This window comes from Novosphingobium clariflavum (assembly GCF_026420865.1).
GTDB lineage: Bacteria > Pseudomonadota > Alphaproteobacteria > Sphingomonadales > Sphingomonadaceae > Novosphingobium > Novosphingobium clariflavum.
On the sequence record NZ_JAPCWC010000108.1, the window covers coordinates 1 to 586 of the forward strand.

The following is a 586-nucleotide window of genomic DNA, read 5'->3' on the forward strand; positions in this document are numbered from 1 at the left end:
GCCCGCCCATGCGGTGGTCCTGTCGATCGACGAGAAATCGCAGATACAGGCGCTCGACCGCACCCAGCCCGGCCTGCCGATGAAGAAGGGCCGCGCCGGTACCCTGACCCATGACTACAAGCGCCACGGCACGACCACGCTGTTCGCTGCACTCAACGTACTCGACGGAACCGTCATCGGGCAGAACATGCAGCGTCACCGCCACCAAGAGTTCATCCGCTTCCTCAATCGGATCGAGCGCGAAGTGCCCAAAGACAAGGCGATCCACGTGATCCTCGACAACTATGCCGCACACAAGAAGGACAAGGTCCAGGAGTGGCTCGCCCGCCATCCGCGCTGGACTTTCCACTTCACGCCAACTTCTTCCTCATGGCTCAATGCCGTCGAGGGCTTCTTCGCAAAGCTGACCAGGCGGCGCCTCAAGCACGGCGTCTTCCACTCCGTCGTCGACCTCCAGGCTGCCATCAACCGGTTCATCCGGGAGTACAATGCCGATAACCCCAAGCCCTTCATCTGGAAGGCCAATCCGGATGAAATCATCGCCGCTCGAAATCGAGGGTTCCAAACGTTGGAGTCAATCCACTAG

Annotated in this window: 1 protein-coding gene; it reads left to right on the plus strand. The window is 60.2% G+C overall.

All coding sequences use genetic code 11. From position 1 onward, the window contains the following. A partial coding sequence (locus OKA11_RS24495) for an IS630 family transposase (RefSeq protein ID WP_267225251.1) occupies nucleotides 1-586 on the plus strand: 586 nt, incomplete at its 5' end.